Origin of the sequence: Pseudoalteromonas sp. S3260, from assembly GCF_005886925.1 — a bacterium.
GTDB lineage: Bacteria > Pseudomonadota > Gammaproteobacteria > Enterobacterales > Alteromonadaceae > Pseudoalteromonas > Pseudoalteromonas tetraodonis.
The window spans coordinates 1-290 of record NZ_PNCV01000404.1; the positions used below are offsets into that span (position 1 = coordinate 1).

Here is a 290-nt window from a genome sequence, read left to right on the forward strand (position 1 = left end):
CGACATTACCTCGCTGAGCGCCATATTCAGATCAATCTCCACCCCTTTGGTGGAGTCCTCATCGTCATAAAAATATTGTGGCACACTGATGTTGAACTCGGGGTCATTGGGATTGTCGTTAAACGCCTCATTGGCGTAGCGTAAATTAGTGCGTCGGGTGTCAAATAGCACTAATGAACCGAGTAAGTCTTCCTCTAAGGCAGTAAAGCGCACGCCAATATCCAATGACTCGGATTCAGAATCAGGGCGATTATCCGCTTGGTTTTCACTTACTGACCCTAAAATACTAT

General features: G+C 45.9%; 1 pseudogene. It reads right to left on the reverse strand.

From position 1 onward, the window contains the following. A pseudogene (locus tag CWC14_RS18975) lies at positions 1 to 290 on the reverse strand (TonB-dependent receptor); the annotation flags it as partial.